We start from the raw sequence: 24,935 nt of genomic DNA on the forward strand, positions 1-24,935 counted from the left end.
GCTAATAGGAGATGAACCGCTTCAAGGAGGTAAGACTGCCGATGAAACCAAGCAAAATACCGGTGCATACAATTCCAGCCAAATATGACGGCGGCAGAAACTTAATCCCGGTAGAAGTGGGAGAAAGACTGAGAAAGTCAGCCGCGTTATATAGAAAGGTGTAATATGATGCCGTCAGCAGCATTAGAGCCAACAATGAGCCTAAAAATCCCTGGATTATCCCTTCAATAAGGAACGGAGCCTTGATAAAAAAACGAGTGGCACCAACCAGGCTCAATATTTCCAACTCATCCTTTCGGGCATAGACGATAAGTTTGATGGTATTGGAAACAATGAAAAGTACCGATATAAGAAGGAACCCCCCGATCAGGGTCACGACAAACCGGGAAAACTGCATGAAAGTCGTCAGCCTTCTTACCCACTCTTCTCCGTATTGAACCTCGGTAATACCTGGAATCTGTTTCAGCTGTCGGACAAATGCCTCGACCGACTCACTGTCACGGCTGCCGCGCTTAAGTGTAATCTCGATAGAAGCAGGAAGCAGATCTGCGGTAACCCCTTCCATAAGGGATTCCTGTCCCTTCAATCTGTCGCGAAAACGCTTGAGAGCATCATCTTTTTTAATATATTTTACATTATCGGTCTGTTGCAGCATTTTTATGCGAGCAAGAAGTTGTGTCATGTTTTGCGCTGCAGGTTCCTTTTCGAGATATACTGTAACTTGGACTTGACGGGTCCATTCATGGGCAACGCCTTCCAGATTAACAAGCAGAAGAAGAAACAATGAAATTATCAAGAGCCCTAAGGAGATGGTTAATACTGTTACCAGGTTTATGAAAAGATTCTGCCTGATATTCAGGATCGCTCTATCAAGGAAATAACGAAGCCTTCCGAAAGAACTTTCCTTAGAGACCCTTTGACGGGTTGCCATTTGTTTAACGCCGCTCACGAGTGTCCTCCACTACCACACCTTTCTCTAAAGCGACGAAATCTCTGTGACTGGCGTCGATGTAACGGCGATCATGAGTAGCAACAAGTACGGTTGTTCCTCTGATATTTGCTTCCCGCAAGATTTCAAATATCAGCTCCTTATTGAAATCATCCAGATTACCAGTTGGTTCATCAGCAATTAAGATTTTGGGAGCATTCACCAGAGCTCGCGCAATTGCAATTCGCTGCTGTTCACCTCCAGAGAGCTTCACTGGGGTAGAGTTCATCTTATGCTCCAACCCGACTTGACGTAAGGTGTGATGGACCTTTTTACCGATATCTTTTGCTCCCCAGCCCAGCACCTCGAGGGTAAGTGCAACGTTCTCAAGTACTGTTCTGTTGGGCAACAGCTTGAAATCTTGGAATACGACCCCTATTGAGCGTCTAATCAAGGCGATCTGATGCCTGTTCATGCGGGTAAGGTTCTGACCATCGATAAGAATCTGTCCGGAGTTCGGCAATATTCCTGCGAAAATGAGCCTGAGCAATGTAGATTTCCCAGCCCCCGATGCCCCAGTAACAAAAAGGAATTCTCCCTTGCGCACTTGAAGGTTAACGTCCGAGAGAGCCGCATCACCTTGGTATGAGACTGAAACGTTATGAAACTGGATCATATAGTCATTTCTAGGCAGCTTGGGAACTTAAAAGCAATAACAAGAAGGGTTCGTCACCATTCATTATAAGAGGTTCCGTTTGTTCCAACAAGATTAGAGCCGCTATGTACATCATAGACAGACCCTTCCACCTTGCTTCCGTCCGATGGTTGAGGAGGAGCCATTATAACCCAGGAATCGTTTGCCTTGGTAAATGGATCAGTTGGAAGAATGCGAAGATACTTTTTATCTACCATCTCAGTCAAAGAATCAGGAAATTTACCCTGATCAGCATAAAACTGATCTATAGATGTCCTGATACTGTAGAGATTTTCCCTGAGGACCGCCTCCCTGGCTCTGATAATTCCCATCTTGTAATTGGGTACGGCAATGGCTGCGAGTATGCCGATAATTGAAACAACTATCATCAACTCAATTAACGTAAATCCTTTTCTACTCCTGAACGGCTTGGTCAATCTCATGCCCGTTTACCAATCCTTGTATTTTGTACCATCTATGGCGGTCTCCTCACTCAGGGAGTAGACGTCATACACATCTTCAGCCTCGCCTGTCGAAGTCTTGCTGTCCGGCTCGTCTTTATATGCACGTATCCCCCATTTTGGCTCTTCACCCTTCTTGGGGACGTTAAACGGATCCACAGGGATACGACGCAGAAATTTCTTCTTTGTCTGATTCTTGTCAACCCCACCGAAGTCGTCCCCTTCCACCAGTAACTTTAACGTCTTGGGGTATCCGGTACTGCTGGCGTCAGTCTGAAGTCCCTGTGTGATTTTCTTCTCTTTAACAGCTGTATCGTACGCTTTTTTGTAGTCATCAATTGCGGTACGGATAGTTCTCAGACTTCGTCTGAGTTCAATTTCCTTTGTCCTCTTAGCTGTCAACTGAAGGGAAGGAATTACCAACACTGCCAGTATGCTCAGGATAGCCATTGTGACCACCAGCTCCACAAGGCTTACACCAGACCTGCTTTTGAAATGTTTTCCGAGAAGCTTATTGATTCTCACGTCACTTGACTTCTACAACCGTATTATAAGGAAGAGTCTCAATCTGTCTTCCCCCCAGCCCGATAAAGTTTACTCCCATCAACCCGAAACTTGCCGGGCCCTGATTCCGGGCCTTAAAAGTAACTGATGCAATTTTCCCACTACCACTTACTGCAGAGGTATCGTCCGAACTAGAAATATTAAATGTAACCTGCCCGGTACTCTTATCATTTGCGGCCCGGAAAGCCGGTTGTTTCCCATCACTCTTGAGAAGGTCGCCAGGCGAAGCACCAACAAATTCAACAAAAATAGGGTCATACGCCAAGATAAACGGAGCGCTCTTTAGACCGCTAACCTCTGTAGCTTTTATGTCTATTACGAATTGATCCTTTACCTTTACTAGCGGTGGAGCTGCTATGGTAACAGAAACACGTGCAGGAAGCTGTTGAGTTTTAGACTCAACGGTTGGTTGGCCTGGCTTTTGTTCATTCTGAGGTTTAGGCGGAGCCTGCAAAACAACAGGGGTTCCTGGAACAGGCGAAGGCACCACCGCTGTCGGAACCGGAGTTGGTACTGACACCGTTTTCTGAGCGACTGCCTGCTGCGGCGAAGACGGCGGCGCGGGTTGCGGAGCTACCTTAATCTCAGAATGATCAGTCTGAGCAGCTAACTGACTAGGCTGTAGGGTCTGAGGTTGTGCAGAAACTGCTGGAGCTGCTGCAGGCAAAGATCCTGTCGATGCAGGCTTAACAGGCTGCTGTTGTTGCGACTGCCCGGGAGCCAGTATGGGCAATGATTGTCCCGGTGCTGATGAAGTTGAAGCAGGCTTAGGAGATGACGGATACAGTTGCGGCGGCTTTGCCGGTGCTTTTGCATCATCCTCGATATCATCGGCATCTGAAACGAATGAACCATACGGTTTGTGTACTGACGGCTCATCTTCTCGTCCGGACCAAAACTGAGCCGCTTCTCCTTCAGGAACTGCCACACCCCTGACAATGCGAGGAGTAATCGCAAGGATCAGTTCGGATTTATCGTTAGAATTGTCGCTGCCCGTGAGGAGAGGGCCGATGATGGGCAGATCACCGAGTATCATTACCTTCTGTTTTGACTTCGTCTTGTTATCCTGGATAAGGCCGCCGATTACGCTTGTTTCGCCATCCTTGAGAGAAAGTACGGTGTCGAGGTTTCGGGTTCCGATAGTAACTACGGTTGTGAGCGAAGCCGAGTCGCCAATCTTTTCCTTGGTAAGTATTGAGCTGACTTCAAGGCTCAACTTCATGTTGACTTCGTTGTTGAGCTGAATTGTAGGCTCGGCATTAACCTTAACCCCGACGTCCACATATTGCACGTTGACACTGACCCCACCGCCTGTTGGAGAAGACGTTGTTGTGATCGGCACCCTGGTGCCGACATTGAACTTGGCCTTCTCCCTGTTTTTTACCCGGATCTTTGGAGATGCCAGGGTTTCGGCATTGGAAAGCGTCTTCCCGAAATTGAATGTGGCGCTCGGGACGGTCATATAACCCTGAAAATTGCGCCAGCTGAAGGTCTGCAGTAGATTGGACGGGGTTATGGGGGTAGTGGTGGTAGTAGTCCCTGTTGTAGAGGATGAACTAGTAGTTGTACTCGTCAATGCATCGGAAAAAAATGCTCCCTGAGGGGTCCAGGTATTCATGGAAAGTGCATATTTGCTCAGAACCAGTCCCAATGCCTCGGTATTCTTCTTGGCCACCTCGATTACCTCTACTTCGAGCAACACCTCTGCGTCCGGCACATCGTTCGCCTCCAGAATCCTTCCAGCAACCTCTATGACATCGGGAACATCTCTGATTACCAGTGCATTCATCTCCTCGTTGACATAGATCTTCTTGACCTGAAGCATGGTACGAATGAGGTTGACGGCTTTCTTAGCATCCAGCTTATTCAAATAGAATGTCTGGACCATAAGGTCTTCGTACTGCTTCAACTTTTCAGGACTTTTGGTATACAGAATAATGGTGTTTTCATTAAGTACTTTTTTGCCTAATTTATTGAGCCCTGTTATGACGTCCAATGCCTGTTGGAATGTGGCATTTTCCAAATAAATCGTTACATTCGAATCCTTAACACCCTCATCAAATACGAAATTTATCCCGGAAAGCTGTGTTATTATGTTAAAAACATCCTTTATTTTTGCATCTTTAAATTTAAGCGTAATGGGCTTTGTAGATTTGAGATTGAGCTCTGAGCCATCCAGTTTGGATTTGCGCCCTTTCTGCAGTCTGACAATCGCAGTGCTTGCCTTTTCGTTGTCGGGGTTGAATTCGAGCGCCTTTTTATATGCCAGAATCGCTTCGCGTGTTTTGCGGTTCTTCTCGAGTTCCTCTCCTTCTTTAAGGTATACTTGAGAATTTCTGAGCTTAACGACCTTTTCGCTTGCCTGCCGTGCAGTCGCAAGTGAAGAATCAAGAGCTACTGCCGACTGGAATTCCCGGAGAGCATCATCAAGATTCCCTTTCTCCAAAAACTGCTCCCCTTTATTCATATGTATTCGAGCGGCCTGTTCGCTAACACCAAGGAAACGCATACGGTACTCCCCTTCCTCAGGGCTTTCCGATGCTGCTTCTGCATATTTCACAACCGCCTCGTCAAGCTTCCCTTCAGCTTCAAGTTTCTGAGCCTTGCTGAAGGCAGATCTCCCGCCAGAGCAACCGGCAACAATAACCAAAAGTGCCGGCAATACTATGAGAAAGGGTTTAATCTTGTACATCAGGTACTCTCCTTGCTAAGAACACTGTTCAATGCCCATTTTAATCAAGGTAGACTATGGTTACTTGGCAACTGTAACGGATGTGCCCCTCGATTGCCCTGGAGCTGCCAATGGCCTGTTTTCCACAAGCGGTATAATAATTTCAGCCCCATCCGTAGATGTTATGACTAATGCCTCATCGGTGATCGTTGTAACTTCGTATTTTCCTGCCAGATGGTCTCCCTTGTGCGCCAGGAATATCTCCTTATTTCGGGAAAGAAAAATTGTTTTATTGCTCCCTTTTTTCAGAAAACCGAGAAAAGTGAAAGTTGCCATGTCTCGCTGCACAGGTGTGGGTTCAGCTACCTGAGGAGCAGAAGTTGGAAGGGACGACTTGGGAGGTGTTGGTGGCAATGCAGCTTGGCGCTTCGGAGGAGGTGGTGGTGGTGGAAGCGGAAGGCCTCTTTGCTCCTCATGAAATAATGGTTTGAAAATATTGCGTTTATATCCTGTAAAGTGGGCTTGAGTATTCTCCAGCAAATCCAGACGCAATCTGGATTCTTCAGGTATCTGTGCTACGTTTTTTGATCTTGGTGCCGCTACTGCACCCGGAATATATTTGAGGGTAGCTACACTTTTTTGCCTAGGCATTCGAAAATAACTAATGACGACTGTCACACCAAACAGAGCCAATAAAAGAGCAAGAAGGGCCTTTTGCCTGCTCATTGCCCCTCCGGCCGCAAATAGATTGTCAAATTTAACTTGAGAGACACCGACTCCTCAGTTAATTTTGGATTGTTTAAAGAAATATTGTCTATAGTGATAATGTCGCGCATCCGGCTGATGTCAGAGATGAAACTCTTAACTGCCGCATATTTGCCATTAACCGTGAGACCAATTAGGTAAGAAAGGATTTTCTCTGATTTTACATATTCTGGCTTGTACGTTATTCCGCCTACAGACAAAGAGTTTGACTTGGCAATTTCATATATCTCTCCAACAATGCGCGCCAAGTCTTTCTTCGGGGCTATTATGGAACGCCAGCGTTGCAAATCAGCGTTCCCTTGATCAAAAGCTGTCCCCCTGTCAAGAACGCTCCCGGAGGTCTTGCGTTTGTTAAACCAGCTTTCCTGAAGTGTAGCAAGTTTTGGTTTCTGATAGACATTCAGAAATACAGTGAGGACAATATTAAGCATTAATATGGAAAGAAGAACTGTGAGTGCCCTTGTGCGAGTGCGGAGTATCTCCTTGAAATACGTCTTATTCATCAGATTTTCACCTGACAATTGATATTGAAAATAATCCCTTTTTGAGTGTCTCCAACGCGGGCGTCCGCCTGTGAAACAAGATAAATATCAGAAAAGTTACTGGAATTTTCCATATTTTCAAGCAGCTGCCTAAGTCGGCCAAAATTTAAAGCGGTACCAGAAACCTTTAGAGGCTTTCCTTTTAAATCTGGCTCGATAATGGTTAAAGAAATTCCCTCGGGTGTAACGGTCTCAAGCTTATCCAGAAGTTCAAGCCATCTGAAACTCTTCCGGTAGATGATCCCGTTGCTAAAACGAATCCGGGCCAGCATATTTTGATATTCTGCTTCCGGAACCATTTTCCCTTTGTTAGCGGATTTTTGTTCCAAAGCATGTAATTCGGATTTAATCCTGCTTGACTCGCCAATATTGGATGCAATTTCTTTTATATTAACAACTAAGAAAAATAGTAACAAAACAAGTATTACAGAAAAAACAAGGTTCAACTGACCATTATTGAGATAAGTTCTCGTGGCAAGATTAATAGTCAGGCGCATCAAAGATTCCTCACCGCAGCCCCAAAGGCAGCTGACATGGAAAATAACGTAGCCGCATCAACCTTACAGTGCTGATTTAGTTCAACAACCTTTCCGACATCAAGGAGAACAGGTTCCTGTTCGGTTACGTCCGAAATCATTGAACGGAACTCTTCGGCATAGGTACTCTCAACAAAACAGTATACCTTCCCTATGGATAGTCCGAGGTTTTTGTCTTGGCATACAAGTAGTGAACTAGATATTTCACGGTAGACCCTGTTTACGGAAAAACCACGCCCACCGAGTTCTTTGGCACGATAAAATGAAAGGATGCCTTGATTAAAAAGCATTATATTCAGAACGCCGGCCATAAGGCTGACAAAAAGATAGTTATCATCTAAGGTAAGTTTTGGGGCAAATAGCTCGAAAAGACGAAATGATGTGAAATCTATCTGGTTAGGCTCCAGCCCAGCTTCAATCAAAAGGTCTTCATATTGTTGAAGCACCTGCATGCAGACGAGAGATACAAGCACTGATACCTCTCCTGACCCGCGCTCCTGCAACACCTGAAAATCAAAATGGGCATCATTAATATCAAACGGAAAGTTTTTTTTCAGTTTCCATCTGATAATATCAGCAGCCTCTTCACGACTCTTGAATCTTGTGTCAAGATCCAGAAGAACTACCCTTCCAGAAGCATCAGGAAGTGCAACTGCAGTTCTTTCAGTCTTCGAAAGAAGTTTTAATGTAGTCTCTCGAACAGTTGCAACAAAAACAGACTGTTGAAGTACATTGGGTTCCCGAAGTGAAACTCGCAACACATCAGAAGAAAACACCCCTTCCTGCACCGACTCCACGACCGGTTTTTGGCGAGATCCTCCAACCAGAGCCATTCTAACTCGGTCAGAAGTTATTTCAAGTCCTAATGTCTTTCTGGAGAACATCATCACTCCACAAATGTAACTCTGTTGATCTCTCTGAGATTAGTCTCACCCCGAAGAACTTTCTCAACAGCAGATTCTCGTAGAAATACGGTCCCAGCCTCCCGAGCTGCTTTTTTCAGAACAATCGCTGAAGACTTAGCAACAATCAGCTCGCGTAGCTCATCATTCAGATCGAGCAGTTCTACAATTGCAGAACGACCTCTATAACCGGTGCCATTACAGTCGTCGCAACCTCGGGCATCAAAAAAAGTCGCGTCACGGCCTCTTTCAGGATCAATACCGGATTCAATCAATACTTCATCACTTATCGTCGTTGGAACCTTGCATTTTACACATAACCGCCTAACTAGTCTTTGTGCCATTACGCAGTTCAGACATGAAACAAAGTTATAGGGGTCAATCCCCATATGAATGAAACGTCCCAGCACATCAAAAACGTTGTTAGCGTGCACCGTAGTAAAAACTAGATGCCCTGTAAGAGCAGACTGTACCGCTATCTGAGCCGTCTCTGGATCTCGTATTTCTCCAACCATTATCTTATCGGGATCATGCCTTAAAATTGAACGAAGCCCACGGGCAAAAGTAAGTCCCTTTTTTTCGTTAACGGGGATCTGTACAATTCCCTTCAGTTGGTACTCAACCGGGTCTTCAATTGTAATGATCTTCTCTTCTCCGGTATGAATTTCTGAAAGTGCAGCATAAAGAGTGGTCGTTTTCCCTGATCCGGTTGGGCCGGTTACAAGCACCATACCATAAGGTTCTCTTACCATCTTTCGCAATCGCTTGACCTCGCGCATCTCAATCCCGAGAGTATCAAGTGTAAGCCCCTTCATATCCTGCGCAATGCTTTCCTTATCAAGGATTCGGATTACAGCATCTTCACCGTGAGCACTCGGCATTATCGAAACCCTGAAATCAATCGACTTGTCATTGATCTTTACTTTGAAACGGCCATCCTGCGGAATGCGTCGTTCAGAGATATCCAGTTCGCTCATTACCTTGAGGCGGGAGATAATTGGACCCTGGAAATGCAGATCTATCGGATCGGTAGCTTTGTAGAGGACACCATCAATCCGGTACTTGATAATCACGCCATTCATAGCAGTTTCTATGTGTATGTCACTTGCACGCCTGTTTAATGCGTCGAGAATAGTAGAATTTACGAGTTTAATGATCGGGCTGGTATCAGAACTGATTTTTTCAACCGAAAGAACCTCTTCGCCCTTCTCAGTTTCTGTAACCAGTTGCAGCATGAAGTCTTCTGAGACTTCCTTGAGCACTCGGCTAGTACCCTCACCGCGCTTCAAAACCTGAGAGATTTGAGGACCACTGGCGACCTTGATGGTTATAGGACGATCAAGAAGGATCTCAAGTTCATCAAGCTTAACTACATCGGTAGGATCTGATATCGCGACAACGAGAAATTCATCCTCCTGTGCCAAAGGGACAAAATTAAACCGATACATGATATCAGGAGGAAATGAACTTAGAAGTTCTTCATCAATCCTGAATCCCTGCAGGTCAATAAATTCCATGCCAAACTGCTCGGCAAGAGTTTTAGCCAGAACATCCTCAGAGATAAGCCCGTCTTCAAGACATATCTCCCCGAATCGCTGACCGGTGCTCTTCAGCTTATCTATGGCGTAACGTAGCTGATCAATGGTTAAATCACCATTTTCAAGCATCAAATCGCCAAGTTTTTTTCGAGTAATCTGTAAAGACATTATCCGCCTACCGTCCCGGCGATCTTGAAGATCGGCAGATACATGGTCAGAATAATAACACCAATAATAACACCCATTATGATCATAATGGCTGGCTCAATGGCTGTGGTTAATATATGGAGACGCGCTTCAATCTCCTCCTCCAAATATTCGGAAATGTCCGATAACATCTCTTCCAGAGCCCCGGTGGTTTCACCCACTCCAATCATGCGCAGTGCTATTGGCGGCATAATTTTTGCCCCTTCAAATGCTGAAGAAAGACTAACACCTTCTTCAACTTTGGCAACAGCATCTAAGAGACGACGTTCCAAGACGCGATTATTAAGAGTCCCAACTGACATTTTCAGTGATTCCACGATAGGAATGCCGCTGCCGATGACCGTCCCAAGAGTTCTTGTGAATCCGGTCAGGGAGTATTTAACATGTAGATCACCAAATATCGGCAATTTCACCTTATAACCATCTATAATGTAACGACCGCTGTGTGTTGCTCCCCAACGCCTGAACAAAGCAATTCCGAAACCTGAGAGTACGACAATAAACAAGAAATATCTTTTCAACCAGCTGGTAAACGAGATAAGAGCTTGAGTTGGGGCAGGGAGCTGAGAACCGGCATCTGCGTAAACTTGGCTGAATGAGGGAACGACATAAACTAATAGAAGTAGTATTGCAGCAGATGCGACAGTCAAAAGGATTGCCGGATACATTAGAGCAGAAATCACTTTTTTCTTTATTGCTTCTGCCTTCTTAATAAATGCTGTGTAACGCTTAATCGTGAGTGGCAGATCGCCGGTACGTTCTCCAGCACGAACCGATGCTACATAGAGATGAGAAAATGCCCCTGGATGCTTTGCCATTGCATCTGAAAGAGCAGCTCCACCTTTGATTTCTTCTCTGACTGTAACAAGGACTTCGATTAGCTTACCTTTACCACCTCTTTCAAGGATAGTATCCAGCACCTGAATAATCGGAAGGCCTGCTTTCATTAGAACAAGCAGTTCCTGATTAAAGGTCAACAGCTCTTTATTGTCCACCCGACGACGCTTTGCCCCTGTTTCCCAAAGAAACTGAAAGGGCTTCTTTTTCACAGAAAAAACAAAAAACCCTTGCTCTTCAAGGGTTTGTTTAAGAACAACCGAGTTGGCCGCCTCAAATTCTTTTTCTATGATGCGCCCGTCAGCCGAACCTATTTTACAGTAATAGAGCGGCATAGATACTTATCTGTATCACAGTTCATGGTAAAATCAAACCGAAAACACCTTGCGAACAATACGCTTGAGGCCATTATCACAGGGCACACGCAAATCACTTATTGTGACATGAAAGACATAGCCTGTTTTTTTCAAATCGAAGATGATAACGGTTTTGAATATAGTCATTGGATTTTATGTGCATGTCATGGCAGGTAATGGCACATGCTATTGTACCTTCGCTGTCTAACGTGAGCATTTCTCTATTTAAACGAGGAGTCTTCCCAACTCCATGTCCGAAATCCACGCCGTGGCACTGTCGACACACTTCATTATAATCAAGAATCAACTTCTTTTTGTAGATCCCAAAAGAAAACAAACTCCACCTGTTCAACCGTTCTTCTGTTTCGGCATGACACACATGGCAACTTCCTTCAACGCCGTGAGGGGAAACCCTTTTTGTGGCATTCTCAACTCTTGAGTCATTGGAGGCAGCCGATGCGACAGAAGTAAGCATTAATATGACAAATGCTCCCAATAGTTTCGTGAAAAACCTATTCAAACCGCATGTCTTAATGGGATAAATTATCATGTCTGATTTCCCTTTAATAGGCCTTTGGATTATGATCAACTCCGTGACAGGAAAGAAAACATTCCCCTCTGAATGTCCCAGCGCCTTTTTCTTTAAACTTAAGAAAACCGCTTGAGCTTGGAGACACAATGTCAGTATTGAAGCGAATCAAATATCCGTATTCTGGGCTCCCATGAGAGGTGTGACAGGTGTGGCAAGACGTTCCTCCATTACCGGGCATCCCACTCTTATTCCCTCTTACATGCAGCGAATGAAACTTGAAGCTTTCATCAGAAAGAATACTTGTACGATTGTGACACCTATAACAAAGTGAATATGCAAATGTGCTTTCAAATTCGTTATCTTTAGTCGAATAATTATCGCGTAAAATATACTGATAATTGGAACTATGAGGCCCTGATGGAGCACTCGGGTCATCACTTCCATGGCAGTCTCCACATTTTATGACCGAAATATCGTTTACCGTTGCCTTCTTCTCTTTATATGGCTTTATTAGGCTTACAACGGCAAGATTTTTCCCCTCTCCCTCAACAGGATGAAAAGATGGATTCGAAATAGCAAATTCCACTCGCTTGTTAACATAGCGTCCTGGCAGATTAGCGCTGTCAGAATGACATAAATAGCAAAGCTGATACTCAGCTGTTACATCAGTGAGAATATTGCCTGTCCTTTTCCCTTTAATACCTGCAAACTTGTTAACCGGAGACACTTGATGAGGGCTGTGGCAATCCACACAATCTGAATGACGGGGAGCTTTATGGTCGGTTTCTGGGAGAATTTCCTTGTTAGAATGAACCGATCTTGACTCCATAATGGGGTGACGGTAAGGTTTTTTCAATTCCCTTTCAAAATCGGCTAACTCTGTCCCGGATCGAATTAATCCAGATTTCCTTCTTGCCGGACTTCCATGACACGTTAGACATCCTTCCTGACCACCGCCCGAGCGAAAATCAAACCCAACGTGACAACTCCCACAACCATAAGGGAGCTTCTGACGGTCCAGGTGATATGGGGTTGAAAGCGTAGCCGCCTGGACGGTCATAACTGATGCAGACATTAACAGCAAAACAATTGATATCAGAGAATGCATAAATGAATGTCCTATTCAGTGACTAAGGCCAAGGAAACGGGTTGGTCGGGATATTATGACAATCCATGCAAACAGAGTCATGATCCAAGGAAGCATTGTTATTGGCACCATATACCCAGAACGGGGCAATTTTCCTACCTTCGTTTGGAGGGACCTGATAGGTGTCTTCAGTTGACTGGTTCTGATGAGGATTATGACAGGTTGTACACTGCATACGATTTGCAGTATCAAGTTTGACAATTCTTGGCATTTGATAATTTTGAGTACTTTTCAAAGAATCGTTTTGTATCGCCCTTAAGACAACATCATCGTAAACAAAGGAGACTGGATGATGGCCAGATTTTATTTTGGCTGCGTTAAAAAGTGCTATCCCCATAATCCTGTCATTTGCACCCATGTTAATCACGGGGCCATTGAAAATGGCGCCAAGCGGCACTCCTCCGGCAGTTATCCCGTCATGGCAGCTAAGACATAGCCTTGAAGCTCCGTTTGGTTCACCAAACTGAGCATTGGAAGTTCTTCTAATAACAAGAGTTGAGGAAGAATATTTACCGAAAACAACAGAAGAAGGATTGCTCCTATTCCATAAAGTTGTCTGTGGGACAGCCTTGTGCGGTGTATGACAGAATACACAAATCTCAGTATTTTTATCCTCAATTGTCTGGGGAGGTGCAGCCTTGTAAGTAACATTCTTGTTTAGAGAAGATAAATTATGTTTGTTGCCGCCCACAACCATATCAGAGATTTTAGGGCCTGCAGCCAAAAGGCTAGTTGCATGTCCAACAATAATGAGAACGGTCAAGAAACATATCTTCCTAAAGCTATTCATACTTGCCACCCGTCTTCAAATACTTAAATACTTGAACCCGGCGATTAAACGTATCCGCCAAAAATATTCGATCCATCCTATCAATATATATTCCATTTGGAAGATAAAACTGGCCTGGACCAGATCCACTGCTCCCAAAGAATAGCAACAGCTGCCCGTCACGATTGAATATCTGGATGTTATCATGATTTGCATCAACTACATAAATATTACCATCACTGTCAAGGGCAACCCCCTTAGGACGCGAAAAACTGCCGGGAACGTCTCCTGCCTCACCTATTCGTCTTATGAAATTCCCATCTTTATCATATATCTTTACGGAAAAATTCATTGCATCGGTTACATAAACATTATCAGCTTTGTCAATCGCAACATGCGATGGAGTGTTCAGATCTTCACCTTTCGAATACTTTGGAAACTCTCCCAAATAATCATCATTAGGTGAAAATTTATGCAATTTATTCGCCAATGCATCCGCCACAAATTTTTCGCCATTAGAAGATATGGCAATTCCGGCGGGACGTTTAAATCCCTCTAAAGGAGCAATATCCTTAATTAATATCCCCGCAGAATTAAATTTATATACTTTGGCATTGATTGAATCCGATACATACAGATTTCGTTCATAGTCAACCGCGACCGCTACAGGACTAGCAAGTTGGACATCGCCGGCAAGTGTAATATAGGAAATATCTCTTGAGATCAAATCATAGCGGTGAATAGCTCCAGCAAAAGTATCGGCAATATATAGAACATTGTCATCACTGATAGCTACAGATGAAGGAGATATCAACTCAAGGATTGAACTGCCATCGCCAGTAAACATTTCGGCAATTTTTTGCATTCTGCTTTTATCAGGGATAATTTCTTCAGGCCCTTTTATTTCCCGAAGAAATTGGATTTTAGGAGTATCCGGCTTAGAGGGCCAATAGAGATTAACTGACAGATCGCGCATTATCAAAGGATTAACAGTACTACATCCTGCTGCCAAAGCCGCAAATATCAAGATCAAACAAATAAGAAACAATCTCAATATGCTCTGCACTTCGGATATTAATAACGTTACATTTAGTCTATATTTAGGAAGCATAGAATATACTCCGGAAGATAGATTTATGAAGCTCAGAAACTCCCGGAAGCTGTATGAACAACAAAGACAAGAACATCAAACAAAAATTCTTATAAAAAATTAGGCATTCAACATACCGATAAGCCATATACAAAAAAAGAGGATTAACAATGATCCCCACTTAGCGGCTGATTTATGAACAAATTGTTGTTGGCTTGGAAAAGTCTTAAAAATAAACCTTATTGTACTGAAAATCCATGCCCAGAAACCGCATATTGCTACAATCGCCCATTGTTCATTAATCATATTTTCCCGTTTCCCAATAAACGCCTCAGTATTGAGCCAAATTTCAATTTCCAAACCATAATTACCGCTTCTCGCACGATCTTTCGGGACATTTTTGAGGTACCTGCATGGCGATCAATAAAAATTATAGGTAGTTCGCCAATTCGAAACCCTCTTTCCATACAGCGATAGTTCATTTCAATCTGGAAAGAATAACCGTCGGATTTGACTTCGTCCAACTCAATTGATTCAATTACCTTTCGCTTGAAGCACTTAAAACCGCTTGTACAATCAGAAATACGCAATCCAGTTATTACGCGGGTATAAACACTCGCAAAATAGCTGAGCATAAGTCGTCGCAAAGGCCAGTTAACAACACTTATTCCATTCAGATATCTGGAACCTATGACCACATCGTAACTATCAAGCATGGCGAAAAAACGAGGAAGTGTGGTTGGATCATGAGAGAAATCAGCGTCCATTTCAACAATACAATCAGCGCCCATTTCCAACGCAAGCTTAAACCCCTGGCGATATGCAGAACCAAGACCTAGTTTACCTGATCTGTGAAAAACGGTAACGCGATTGTTAGTTGCAGCAATTTCATCAGCGAGCCGCCCCGTGCCATCTGGAGAATTGTCATCAACAATTAATATATCTATATTTTCGCCTTGGGAGAGCACTGATTGAACAAGCTTTGCGAGATTATCACGTTCATTATAAGTCGGGATAACAACAACTGCTTTCAAGAGTTTGAACCTTTGTCTGTTTTATTTACTAATGGGTAAACTATCTTTGCTTTCTTTTTTAGATTTCCCATCCATTCCGTTAAGAAACGCGCTTTCTCTGAATTTACAAGCATAGGCCTGATTTTGTCCTTCACATCTTCAAATGGCAACTGGCGAGCCGGCTTTTTGTCTGTCAACTTCACCATGTAATACCCTTTAAGCGACTTGAGAATGCCGCTAATCTCTCCAACTTTCATATTACGGATCTGAGCATCAAAATCCTGGTCATCGGCCTGACCGGCATGAAAATAACCTAAATCGCCTCCTTTAATTCTTGACAGATCGTCTGAATATTTGGTGGCAAGTTCCTCAAAGCTGGCACCGTTTTTAAATTGCATATAAATGTCATCGGACTTTTTCTTAAACTCTTCACGTTGCTCTGGCAAAGAAGACGGTGGGACCTTGATCAGTATTATGCTGGCTCTGAATTCTTCTGGTTTAGAGTATTTCCCCTTATTTTCTTCATAGTATGAAGCGACCATTTCATCTGTAACCTTAACCTTCTTATTGACCTCAAGTTCCTTCATTCTTTTAGCTATTATATTACGGCTGACAAAACGCTCCATAGCCGGTTCACTAAAACCGGCATTTTGGACCGCTTCCCAAAATGCTTCTTTAACCGGAAATTTGGCTGCTAATAAATCAATTTCACGCTCCAATTCCTTCTTGTCAAGCTTTTGCCCCTTCGCCACACCGTCCTGATACTGTAATTCCGTCTCAATAAGGACTTCCATCCCCTTCTTTTTAATTTCTAACTGTTTTTCTTCCGACACCCCGCCATGAAAAGACCTTTCCATAGGAATAATCTTGGAAATCTCTTGATTTAGCTCAGCTTTAGTCAGATCCACTCCGTTAACCGTCACAACAACTTCAGTACCTTCATTTGCTGAAGAGAATGTCACAGAAAGGCAATAGAAACACGCTATCAACAGTACGGTAATAAGTCTCATAAATCCTCATTTCTAAAAGTATAGGGAAACAATATACGATTTTCGAGGGGCAAGTCAAGGAGAAGGGAAACCGCTAGAAGCAGAAAAGGCCATGACTTCTGGTCATGGCCTTATTAATGGCGGGGCAGACGGGGCTCGAACCCGCGACCTCCGGCGTGACAGGCCGGCACTCTAACCGACTGAGCTACTACCCCAAAAAGGAAAAACCTTGTTACATTAGTGGCACTGCAAACACTGCATATTGTTATCAAGATTTTTTTGCTGAAAAGAAGAAACAAATCAGAGCTGATGTGCTTATCATACTCCACCGTAATCAGTCAATTATTAATATTGAAAGTAATTTAAAGATAAGCGGTTACTTTCATATTTAATTAAATCTGATCATGTAATTCAGTAAATGGAAACGCATCAAAACAAATACTGTATTTATCCCACGAAAATAGGCCAGCAAAAAAGCTGGCCTATTTTGAATTGGTGGGCGAAACAGGGATCGAACCTGTGACATCCAGCTTGTAAGGCTGGCGCTCTCCCAGCTGAGCTATTCGCCCAAATTTTTAAAATGGCGGGGCAGACGGGGCTCGAACCCGCGACCTCCGGCGTGACAGGCCGGCACTCTAACCGACTGAGCTACTACCCCACAGGCATTCAACAGAAGCAGTTTTATAACAAAGCATGGCATAAAATGTCAAGATATTTTTTGTTACATTAATGTGGAACTACCGAATCGGTCCCTTCGCAATGTGTTGTTGAAGATGCTATACCCCATGAAGAGCTATAATCCCCTGTAAGAGCGGCGGTAAGAACTTCATCCATGTGGCATACAAGTTTGACGTTTAAGCCTTTCAGAAGTTCATCTGGAATCTCTACCAGATCTTTTTCGTTATCTTTTGGGATAATAACGGTCTTGATTTGGCCGCGCCGAGCTGCCAATAGTTTCTCCTTAAGGCCGCCTATAGCCAGAACTCTGCCACGTAATGTAATCTCTCCAGTCATGGCAGTTTTCGCACGAACTGGCATCCCGGAAAGAGCAGAAGCGATAGCAGTAGCCATGGTTATCCCTGCAGAAGGACCATCTTTGGGAATAGCACCTTCAGGGACGTGTATGTGAAGATCGTAATTTTTATAAAAATCGCGTGACAACCCAAGTATCTGAGCTCTGGACCTTACATAGCTCAAAGCTGCGTGAGCAGATTCTTGCATTACATCTCCGAGCTTACCAGTAATTGTAAGTTTGCCATTCCCGGGGAGAACTGCAACTTCGATACTTAGCAAGTCTCCACCTGTTTCTGTCCATGCAAGCCCAGTCACTAACCCGGTTGCCTCACCCTGTTCAAGATTGGTTGGAACTATTTTCCTTGCCCCAAGATACTCGCGGACCTGAACTGGCCTGATAACAAACTTTCTATGTGCCCCTCCAGCAACCAAACGTGCAACCTTCCGGCAAACTGCAGCAATTTCCCTTTCGAGATTTCTAACTCCAGATTCCCTTGTATAATAACGAATGATTTCAGTTAATGCACTATCATTAAATGAAACAGAACGATCCAATAAACCATGTGCTTTCAACTGTTTATTGACCAGATGTTTCTTGGCTATTTCGACCTTTTCGTTCTCGGTGTAGCCTTCTAGCCTCACAATCTCCAATCTGTCCATGAGAGGCCTGGGGATGGGATGCAAGGAGTTAGCAGTTGTAATGAACATGACTGATGAAAGATCATAGTCAATATCCATGAAATGATCGGCAAATGTGGAATTCTGCTCTGGATCAAGGACTTCCAGTAGCGCTGACGCAGGATCACCTCTAAAATCAGAAGAGAGTTTGTCGATTTCGTCAAGGAGGAAAACAGGGTTATTTGCCCCGGCTTTTTTCAAACTCTGAACAATTTTGCCCGGCATTGAACCAATGTAAGTCCTCCTGTGCCCCCTGATCTCTGCTTCGTCTCGCACCCCCCCCAGAGACATCTTCACGAAGTTTCGGCCTGTAGCCCTGGCTATTGAACGGGCAAGCGAAGTTTTCCCGACACCTGGAGGACCAACGAGGCACAATATGGGGCCTCGAATTCCCTTAGCCAATGAGCGAACTGCAAGGAACTCAAGAATCCGTTCTTTTACCTTCTCAAGCCCATAATGGTCGGCATTTAATATTTCCTCTGCCATGACCAGGTCGTCTGACTCTTCCGTAAGCTTGCCCCAAGGCAGTGTAAAAAGCCAGTCAAGGTAGTTTCTTGAAACTGCTGCTTCTGCAGACGTTGGAGACATAAACTGCAGTTTCTTCAATTCGGCCAAAGCCTTTTTCTTGGCATCTTCCGATAATGAAAGAGTATGAGCTTTTTCCTCAAGCTCTCTGATTTCCTGTTTATAATCATCCTTATTGCCTAGCTCTTTTTGGATGGCGCGTATCTGTTCGTTAAGGTAATACTCTTTCTGTGTCTTTTCTATTTGCTTCTTTACTCTCGCCTTTATCTTCTTGTCAATCTGAAGGATTTCAATCTCACCTTCCATCAAAACAAGAAGTCTTTCAAGTCGTTGTACTGGAGAAGCCATAGAAAGGAGCGCCTGCTTGTCAACCAGTTTCATTGAAATATGCGAGACAAGACTATCAGCCAATTGACCGGGATCATTAATCCCCTTCACAGATTCAACATGCTCCTGAGGCACACTGGAGTTTAGCTTAAGATAGTTCTCAAAGCTGGATGATACTATCCTTACTAGAGAGTCCAACTCAGTGGACTCTTCAGAATCTTCAACAATTTCTCTTACATCCACCTGAAGAGAATCCTGAAGATCTATGAATGCAGCGATTTCGCCACGCCTCTTCCCCTCTACCAGTACTTTAACCGTGCCGTCCGGCAGTTTAAGGAGCTGAAGAATTTGGCACACTGTACCGACAGTATATATTTCTTCCGTTGCGGGATCTTCTGTAGAAGCGTTCATCTGCGCGGCCAGAAAAACTTCCTTACCACTGAGCATGGATATATCCAAAGCTCTGACAGACTTTTCCCGGCCTACAAAAAGTGGAACGACCATGTGCGGGAAAATCACCATATCTCTTAAAGTTAAAAGAGGGAATCTTTTCAGACCCCCCCCTTTTACTGAGCGGATAATATTTTTAACAAGCTTTTTTTCATCTTTCATGCAGACTCCGCTATATTCTCATAAACTATGATTGGATTTTCCTTTCGGTAAATGACGTCTTCGTTAATAACAACCTCTTTTACCATAGTCTGAGAAGGCACCTCGTACATGATATCCAGCATGGCGTTCTCAAGTATTGACCGTAATCCTCTCGCCCCGGTCTTACGTTTTAAAGCCTCTTTGGCTATCGCAACCAAAGAGCCATCAGTGAACTTCAGCTTCACATGTTCCATTTCAAAAAGTTTTTGATACTGCTTAACCAAAGCATTTTTTGGTTCCTTAAGAATTTGAACCATCGCTTCTTCATTCAATTCGGCTAATGTAGCCAAGACCGGGAGTCTCCCGACAAACTCGGGAATAAAGCCAAATTTTAATAGATCTTCAGGAGTTACTTCAGCAAGTAGTTCGCCACTCTTCTTCTCGGACTTTTTCTTTACCTCAGCACCAAATCCGAGTGTCTTTACCCCTATTCGTTGCTGGATTATATTTTCCAGCCCGGCAAAGGCGCCACCACAAATGAAAAGAATATTGGTAGTATCAACTTTCAAGAACTCCTGCTGAGGATGCTTTCGCCCCCCCTTGGGAGGAACACTTGCAATGGTCCCTTCAATAATCTTAAGCAGAGCCTGCTGAACTCCCTCTCCAGAGACATCTCGAGTGATTGATGGAGAGTCGGACTTGCGTGCAATCTTATCAATCTCATCGATATAAATTATGCCTTTTTGGGCCTTTTCAACGTCATAATCAGATGCTTGGAGGAGATTGAGAATGATATTTTCGACATCTTCACCTACATAACCAGCCTCGGTAAGATTTGTCGCGTCTGCCATTGCAAACGGAACCTTAAGTATTCGGGCAAGAGTCTGCGCAAGTAGCGTTTTACCTGATCCGGTTGGGCCCAGCAACAGAATGTTGCTCTTTTGCATCTCAACTTCTGAGGGTTTGCCCATAGCTTCAACACGCTTATAATGATTGTATACTGCAACGGCAAGAGTCTTTTTTGCGCGGTCCTGACCTACTACATATTCATCAAGAACATCCTTGATTTCATGCGGCTTAGGGAGTTTTCGAACATCAGGACTCATAGCTTCTTCAAGCTTAGATTCTTCGGCAATAATGTCGTTACAGAGCTCAATGCATTCATCGCAAATATAAACAGTGGGGCCAGCAATAAGCTTCTTTACTTCGTCTTGGCTCTTGCCGCAAAACGAGCATATCAGGTTCTCGGTCCTGTCGTCTCTTCTGCTCACCTGGTACCTCCAAGGGTATTTCTACTCATTATTGAATCAACGATACCATAGCTGCAGGCCTCTTCTCCAGACATAAAATAATCCCGTTCGGTATCAGCCTGTACTTTTTCCAAAGGTTGACCGGTATGATTGGACAGCATCTCATTCAGCCTTTGCTTGAGCCGGAGGATCTCCTGGGCCTGAATCTGGATATCCGTAGCTTGGCCCTGAAACCCGCCCAGTGGCTGATGTATCATAATCCTTGAGTTGTTGAGGCTGAATCGCTTACCTTTTTCACCGGCAGTAAGCAACAGAGCAGCCATTGATGCGGCCTGTCCAACACAGATAGTTGCCACCGATGGCTTGATGTATTGCATGGTATCATAGATGGCAAGCCCAGAAGTTACAACACCGCCGGGTGAATTAATGTAAAGGTGGATATCCTTGTCAGGGTCTTCGGCCTCAAGAAATAGTAACTGGGCAATAACGAGGTTAGAGATATGATCGTCTATCTGTCCGCCAAGAAAAATGATCCTATCCTTAAGTAGTCGGGAATATATATCGTAGGAACGTTCCCCCCTGCCAGTATGTTCCACGACTATTGGCACAAACATCTAGTGCTCCTTGAAAGTTTAATATACAACTTAAGCCTTTGGGATTTCCGTTATTTCTGCATTTGCAATCAATAGGGAAAAGACCTTTTCGTCCAAGAGATATTCAGCAAGAGTTTCGCCGGCCTGCTGGTTATTTTTATAGAACTCTTTAAGCTTATCGAAATCATGGCCGTTTTCTTCAGAGATTTTTTTCAGCTGCTCATCAATATCTGCTTCTTCAACCTTGAGCCCCTCCTGACGAGAAAGAGCACTCATCAGAAAAGAACTCTTGACCTTTTGTTCTGCAACTTCGCGGAACTCAGCCTTATACCCTTCTTCATCCATTCCCATCATCGCAAGAGTCATTCCTTGTGAGGCCAGGCGCTTTTTGGAGTTTTCAAGCATCAGCTCCATCTGCCTGTCAATCAAAGACTCGGGCACCTGGATTGGATTTTTCTCAACAAAAGCCTTAAGGAGCTGTTCACGCATGTCTGCTTCAATCCGCTCCAGCTCCTGTTTTTCTATGGTTTCAGTCAATTTTGCCCGTAGCTGCCCCAACGTCTCAAACTCGCCCATTTCTTTGGCAAAATCATCATCAAGTTCTGGAAGCTTCCGATGCTTTATATCCTTTAAGCTAACGGCGAATTTCGCCTCCTTACCCGCAAGCTCATTTGCATGGTAATCGGCAGGAAATGTCACCGCGATATCTTTCTGCTCGCCTTCAGCCATACCAACTACCTGGTCTTCAAAACCAGGAATAAACTGGCCAGATCCTAGATGAAGCTGAGCATCTTCGCCGTGACCACCTTCGAAAGGCACGCCATCGATTGAGCCGGTAAAATCAATTGTAACCATGTCCCCTTGGGAAGCAACAGCACCAGATTCGGCAGGTGCAAACTCAGCCATATTTTCCCTTATCTGCTGTAAACGATTATCCACCTTACCCGGATCAGAAACAAAAAGCTCTTTCTCTATTTTCAAATTCTTATATTCGACCGACTCGACTGCAGGCAAGACTTCGACAGTTGCGGAGAACTTCAAGCTGTCTCCACGAACAACATCATCACTTTCTAACTCGGGATACGAAACCGGGGTTATCTTATGATCGGCAAGCGCATTGTAATAAACTTCATTAAATAGCGTCCTAAGCACATCATCGGCCATGACATCAGAGTAATGTTTCTCGATAACGGAATGAGGTGCTTTCCCTTTTCTGAAACCTTTAAGAGCTGCTTTTTTTCTAATTTTTTCGTACGCCTTGTCTATCTCAGCGGAAACTCGCTCAGAAGGGATCTCAAAATTGATTTTCTTCTTGACCGCACTCAGTTCTTCAATTGTAATCTGCATTGCCTTAATTCTCCCAATTGTATTTACTTAATAAAAGACAACTTGAACAAACAACTACTCAATATCAAAGCCCTGTCGGATGATAACGGAACGATAAGAAGCTTAAACGGACTCATTAGCAGGTAAACAAACAGACGGAGTTTTGCTGCAGGTTGGTGCGAGAGAGGGGAGTCGAACCCCTACGGTTGCCCGCTGGATCCTAAGTCCAGTGCGTCTGCCAGTTCCGCCACTCTCGCACAAATGTAAAATGATACAAGCCTTTCTTCATTTAATCTTGGCACTTTAGTCCAGTTAACAACGAATGTCAAGCAAACCGCTCTGAAGCGGTTACACAGAAAACGGCCATTCCGATTGACGGAAATGGCCGTTTATTTTTATGAAGCAATGAAAGTTGTATTATTCTTCAGCCTTGTCGAGCTTATACTCGATACCATCTATAAGCGCTTGATACGATGCGTCAATAATATTGTCGGAAACCCCGACAGTCCCCCAGCGGCTCTCCTTGTCTCCGGATTCTATGAGAACACGAATAACCGATGCGGTCCCCTGACCACCGGGGAGAACACGGACCTTGTAATCAATGAGACGCATCTCCTTAAGCCGTGGATAAAACTTCTCAAGGGCCTTCCTCAGCGCATTATCCAAGGCGTTAACAGGGCCATTCCCCTCTGCCGCTGTGTGTTCGATCTTGCCCCCTACCTTTACCATGACTGTTGCTTCAGAGATCATCTTCTGGTCTTCATGTCGTTTCTCGTCAATAACCCTGAACCCAATAATAGAGAAAAACTTTTTGTGAGTTCCGAGAGCACGCTTCATAAGCAGTTCAAAGGATGCCTCTGCGCCTTCAAACTGGTAGCCCCTGTGCTCCATCTCCTTGATGTTATCAAGGATTTCCAGGGTAACAGGGTCTTTACTGTCTAAATTAATTTTGAACTCTTCGGCCTTGGCAAGGATATTTGACCTGCCTGAAAGATCCGAAACCAATACACGGGTACAGTTTCCTACAAGTTCGGGCCGGATATGTTCATAGGTCTCGGGATGCCTTTGAATAGCGCTGACATGCACCCCGCCCTTGTGAGCAAATGCAGCGTTACCAACATAAGCCTGGTGCTTTGGCGGCGAGAAATTAGCCAGTTCGTAAACAAATCTGGAGAGGTCTCGCATCTTCCTCAGCTGCTCCTCACTAATACAATCCCGTTTCATTTTTAATTTGAGCGCCGGAATTATGGAACAGAGATTGGCATTGCCACAACGCTCACCAAACCCGTTGATAGTCCCCTGAACCTGGATAATCCCCTCATCAACCGCAACCAGGGAATTCGCAACAGCACACTCCCCGTCGTTATGAGTATGGATCCCCAAAGGGGTCTTGATCTGCTTCCTGACAGCTTTGATTATTTCAGCCACTTCGAACGGCATCGTACCGCCATTAGTGTCACAGAGGACTATGCAGTCAACCTTGGCATCTTCTGCTGCCCTGAGAGTCTTAATGGCATATTCCGGGTTTGCCTTGTATCCATCAAAAAAATGCTCTGCATCATAGAATACTTCAGGAGCGTTTTGTTTGAGATATTCTAGAGAATCGTTAATCAACTCAAGATTTTCCTCCAAGGATATCCGAAGTGCTTCATGAACATGGAAATCCCACGTCTTGCCAAAAATCGTGATGACATCAGGTTCGGCCTTGATCAGCGTAATGATGTTATTGTCCTTGTCAGGAGTTACTTTGGCGCGCCGGGTGGAACCAAAAGCGGCGATTTTTGCCTGAGAAAGCTTTTCCTTCTTAATCTCTTTAAAGAAGGCGACATCTTTCGGGTTGCTCCCAGGCCATCCCCCTTCAATATAATGGAAGCCGGATTCATCCAGCCTATGGGCAATTCTGATCTTGTCTTCGAGAAGGAAGGAGATATCCTCGGACTGAGTGCCGTCTCGCAATGTCGTATCGTAGAGTTTTACAATTCCCATATTATCACCGCCTTATATTCATCCGAATCTCAAGTACAGCCGTCGATTTGCATAGCAAAGGTCAATTCGGCACTCCCAGAGTCAGACACCTAGATAGTCTGTCT

21 protein-coding genes and 4 tRNA genes are annotated in these 24,935 nt (G+C 44.3%); all 25 read right to left on the reverse strand.

The window, feature by feature from the left end; translation table 11 throughout:
• Position 1: 1 nt before the first annotated feature.
• The 25 genes from ftsX to cimA all read right to left on the reverse strand — a co-directional run bounded on the left by ftsX (position 2) and on the right by cimA (position 24,831).
• Entirely contained in the window at positions 2–931 is a 930-nt protein-coding gene (gene ftsX / locus OR1_RS14320) for a permease-like cell division protein FtsX (protein WP_041972617.1), read from the reverse strand.
• 4 nt (positions 932–935) lie between these two features.
• Entirely contained in the window at positions 936–1,604 is a 669-nt protein-coding gene (gene ftsE / locus OR1_RS14325) for a cell division ATP-binding protein FtsE (protein ID WP_041972579.1), read from the reverse strand.
• 53 nt (positions 1,605–1,657) lie between these two features.
• Positions 1,658–2,065 carry a type IV pilin protein gene (locus tag OR1_RS14330; RefSeq protein ID WP_152609913.1) on the reverse strand — a complete coding sequence of 136 codons (408 nt, stop codon included), beginning with the start codon at positions 2,063–2,065 and terminating at the stop codon, positions 1,658–1,660.
• A 6-nt stretch (positions 2,066–2,071) separates the two neighbouring features.
• Positions 2,072–2,608 (reverse strand): type II secretion system protein, encoded by a 537-nt coding sequence (locus OR1_RS14335; protein ID WP_237754310.1) that lies wholly within the window; start codon positions 2,606–2,608, stop codon positions 2,072–2,074.
• 1 nt (position 2,609) lies between these two features.
• On the reverse strand, positions 2,610–5,339 hold the full coding sequence (locus tag OR1_RS14340; protein WP_041972580.1) for a secretin N-terminal domain-containing protein: 2,730 nt from the start codon (positions 5,337–5,339) through the stop codon (positions 2,610–2,612).
• A gap of 60 nt (positions 5,340–5,399) precedes the next feature.
• A complete protein-coding gene (locus OR1_RS14345) occupies positions 5,400–6,044 on the reverse strand; it encodes a hypothetical protein (RefSeq protein WP_041972581.1) in 645 nt (214 codons plus the stop codon).
• The gene (pilO, locus tag OR1_RS14350) at positions 6,041–6,586 is read right to left on the reverse strand and encodes a type 4a pilus biogenesis protein PilO (protein WP_041972582.1); all 546 of its coding nucleotides are present in this window, start codon (positions 6,584–6,586) and stop codon (positions 6,041–6,043) included. The genes OR1_RS14345 and pilO overlap by 4 nt, the downstream gene beginning before the upstream one ends.
• Positions 6,586–7,122 (reverse strand): PilN domain-containing protein, encoded by a 537-nt coding sequence (locus OR1_RS14355; protein ID WP_041972583.1) that lies wholly within the window; start codon positions 7,120–7,122, stop codon positions 6,586–6,588. The genes pilO and OR1_RS14355 overlap by 1 nt, the downstream gene beginning before the upstream one ends.
• On the reverse strand, positions 7,122–8,048 hold the full coding sequence (gene pilM / locus OR1_RS14360; RefSeq protein WP_041972584.1) for a type IV pilus biogenesis protein PilM: 927 nt from the start codon (positions 8,046–8,048) through the stop codon (positions 7,122–7,124). Before pilM ends, OR1_RS14355 begins: the two co-directional genes overlap by 1 nt.
• Positions 8,048–9,769: a GspE/PulE family protein gene (locus OR1_RS14365; protein ID WP_041972585.1), complete on the reverse strand. Its 1,722-nt coding sequence runs from the start codon at positions 9,767–9,769 to the stop codon at positions 8,048–8,050. Before OR1_RS14365 ends, pilM begins: the two co-directional genes overlap by 1 nt.
• Positions 9,769–10,980: a type II secretion system F family protein gene (locus OR1_RS14370; RefSeq protein WP_041972586.1), complete on the reverse strand. Its 1,212-nt coding sequence runs from the start codon at positions 10,978–10,980 to the stop codon at positions 9,769–9,771. The genes OR1_RS14365 and OR1_RS14370 overlap by 1 nt, the downstream gene beginning before the upstream one ends.
• Positions 10,981–11,564: 584 nt before the next feature.
• Complete coding sequence (locus OR1_RS21705) at positions 11,565–12,641, reverse strand: cytochrome c3 family protein (protein WP_082002968.1); 1,077 nt, start codon at positions 12,639–12,641, stop codon at positions 11,565–11,567.
• Between the two features lie 22 nt (positions 12,642–12,663).
• Positions 12,664–13,443 carry a cytochrome C gene (locus OR1_RS21710; RefSeq protein WP_152609914.1) on the reverse strand — a complete coding sequence of 260 codons (780 nt, stop codon included), beginning with the start codon at positions 13,441–13,443 and terminating at the stop codon, positions 12,664–12,666.
• A 19-nt stretch (positions 13,444–13,462) separates the two neighbouring features.
• Complete coding sequence (locus OR1_RS14380) at positions 13,463–14,560, reverse strand: 6-bladed beta-propeller (RefSeq protein WP_052440477.1); 1,098 nt, start codon at positions 14,558–14,560, stop codon at positions 13,463–13,465.
• A gap of 281 nt (positions 14,561–14,841) precedes the next feature.
• Positions 14,842–15,573: a polyprenol monophosphomannose synthase gene (locus OR1_RS14385; protein ID WP_041972588.1), complete on the reverse strand. Its 732-nt coding sequence runs from the start codon at positions 15,571–15,573 to the stop codon at positions 14,842–14,844.
• Positions 15,570–16,562, reverse strand: coding sequence for a peptidylprolyl isomerase (locus tag OR1_RS14390; RefSeq protein ID WP_041972589.1), 993 nt, complete (start codon positions 16,560–16,562; stop codon positions 15,570–15,572). The genes OR1_RS14385 and OR1_RS14390 overlap by 4 nt, the downstream gene beginning before the upstream one ends.
• A gap of 117 nt (positions 16,563–16,679) precedes the next feature.
• A tRNA-Asp gene (locus tag OR1_RS14395) sits at positions 16,680–16,756 on the reverse strand.
• A 278-nt stretch (positions 16,757–17,034) separates the two neighbouring features.
• Positions 17,035–17,110: transfer RNA gene (locus OR1_RS14400), tRNA-Val, on the reverse strand.
• A 12-nt stretch (positions 17,111–17,122) separates the two neighbouring features.
• Positions 17,123–17,199: transfer RNA gene (locus tag OR1_RS14405), tRNA-Asp, on the reverse strand.
• A gap of 68 nt (positions 17,200–17,267) precedes the next feature.
• Entirely contained in the window at positions 17,268–19,697 is a 2,430-nt protein-coding gene (lon, locus tag OR1_RS14410) for an endopeptidase La (RefSeq protein WP_041972590.1), read from the reverse strand.
• On the reverse strand, positions 19,694–20,947 hold the full coding sequence (clpX, locus tag OR1_RS14415) for an ATP-dependent Clp protease ATP-binding subunit ClpX (RefSeq protein ID WP_041972591.1): 1,254 nt from the start codon (positions 20,945–20,947) through the stop codon (positions 19,694–19,696). The genes lon and clpX overlap by 4 nt, the downstream gene beginning before the upstream one ends.
• On the reverse strand, positions 20,944–21,540 hold the full coding sequence (clpP, locus tag OR1_RS14420) for an ATP-dependent Clp endopeptidase proteolytic subunit ClpP (RefSeq protein WP_041972592.1): 597 nt from the start codon (positions 21,538–21,540) through the stop codon (positions 20,944–20,946). The genes clpX and clpP overlap by 4 nt, the downstream gene beginning before the upstream one ends.
• Before the next feature lie 30 nt (positions 21,541–21,570).
• On the reverse strand, positions 21,571–22,866 hold the full coding sequence (tig, locus tag OR1_RS14425; RefSeq protein WP_041972593.1) for a trigger factor: 1,296 nt from the start codon (positions 22,864–22,866) through the stop codon (positions 21,571–21,573).
• A 153-nt stretch (positions 22,867–23,019) separates the two neighbouring features.
• Positions 23,020–23,102: transfer RNA gene (locus OR1_RS14430), tRNA-Leu, on the reverse strand.
• A gap of 160 nt (positions 23,103–23,262) precedes the next feature.
• Complete coding sequence (gene cimA / locus OR1_RS14435) at positions 23,263–24,831, reverse strand: citramalate synthase (RefSeq protein WP_041972594.1); 1,569 nt, start codon at positions 24,829–24,831, stop codon at positions 23,263–23,265.
• Positions 24,832–24,935: the final 104 nt, after the last annotated feature.

Source organism: Geobacter sp. OR-1, from assembly GCF_000813145.1.
In the GTDB taxonomy this organism is placed as follows: Bacteria; Desulfobacterota; Desulfuromonadia; order Geobacterales; family DSM-12255; genus Geoanaerobacter.